The organism is Streptomyces sannanensis, assembly GCF_039536205.1.
In the GTDB taxonomy this organism is placed as follows: Bacteria; Actinomycetota; Actinomycetes; order Streptomycetales; family Streptomycetaceae; genus Streptomyces; species Streptomyces sannanensis.
In genome coordinates this window covers 1-1472 of the sequence record NZ_BAAAYL010000005.1, presented here as the reverse complement: position 1 = coordinate 1472, position 1472 = coordinate 1, and the positions used below count along the sequence as shown (strand labels likewise).

Here is a 1472-nt window from a genome sequence, read left to right as displayed (position 1 = left end):
AATCAGGTGTGAACTTCCTCGAAGGAGTCACCTGATGAGTACGACGACTGATCACCTGATCGAGACCGCGAACGGCGTGTCGCTTGCCGGGGCCGGTGAGAGCGCCCAGGGTGCCGACGTGAGAACGACGACGGGTGCCGGGTCCTCGGTGAACGGGCTGAGTCTGGCGCTGCTGGACGAGCTGACGATGCTCGCGAGGGAGAAAGTCCGCGGTGGCGAAGGGCTGCAGCTGATGGGCGAGGGCGGGCTGTTGCCCGAACTGGCTCAGCATCTGATGCAGGCTGCCCTGGAGGCCGAAATGGACCTGCACCTGGACGCCGAGGCAGGCCGGGCCGGCGGGCGCGGATCGCGCTCGGGCGGGAACATGCGCAACGGCTATCGGACCAAGAAGGTGATAACGGAGGTCGGCGCCATCACGGTGCAGGTCCCGCGCGACCGGCTGGGCACCTTCCAGCCCCGGGTGCTGCCCAGGTACGCCCGCCGCACCGGGGCGCTGGACGACCTGGTGATCTCGCTGACCGCGAAGGGCCTGACCTCCGGTGAGATCGTCTCCCACCTCGCCCAGACGTACGGCATGTCGACGACGAAGGAGACCATCTCCACGATCACCGACAAGGCCCTGGAGTCGATGGCGGAATGGCGCACCCGCCCGCTGGATCCGGTCTATCCGGTGGTCTTCATCGACGCCGTTCACGTCAAGATCCGGGATGGGCATGTGGCGAACCGGCCGGTCTACGTGGCCATCGCGGTTACCTGCGACGGCTACCGCGAGATTCTCGGCCTGTGGGCCGGCGGCGGCGGGGAGGGCGCGAAGTACTGGCAGACCGTGCTGACCGAGATCAAGAACAGGGGCGTCCGCGATGTGCTGATGCTGGTCTGCGACGGTCTGACCGCCCTGCCCGACGCGGTCAACACCGTCTGGCCCCAGACCGTGGTGCAGACCTGCGTGGTTCACCTCATCCGTGCATCCCTGCGCTACGCGTCCCGCCGGGACTGGCCCGACCTGGCCCGCGACCTCAAGCCCGTCTACACGGCCGTGAACGAGGACGAAGCACGTGCCCGGCTGGCCGAGTTCGACGAGAAGTGGGGCAAGCGCTATCCGTCGATCGCCGGGACCTGGGAGCGGGCCTGGAGCGAGTTCGTGCCCTTCCTCGGCCTGCCTGACGCCATCCGACAAGTGGTCTACACCACCAATGCGATCGAGTCCCTCAACGCCCGCTACCGGCGCGCGGCCCAAGCCTGCGGGCACTTCCCCAACGAGCAGGCCGCCCTCAAGCGCCTCTACCTCGCCACCCTCACCCTGGACCCCACCGGCCACGGCCGCCAGCGCTGGAGCAACCGCTGGAAATCCGCCCTCAACGAGTTCGACGTCCTCTTCGACGGCCGGCTTACGGCCGGACGAGTGTGAGCCGATCAGCCCACCGAAAAACCTGTAGGCCGAACAGACGAATTACACCTGAATCCTGATAGAC

At 67.3% G+C, this 1472-nt stretch carries 1 protein-coding gene; it reads left to right on the top strand.

Going from position 1 to position 1472, the window contains the following annotated elements; translation table 11 throughout:
* The first annotated feature begins 187 nt into the window (after positions 1-187).
* Positions 188-1408, top strand: a complete 1221-nt coding sequence (locus ABD858_RS36635; RefSeq protein ID WP_345044994.1) for an IS256 family transposase — start codon at positions 188-190, stop codon at positions 1406-1408.
* Positions 1409-1472 lie beyond the last annotated feature (64 nt).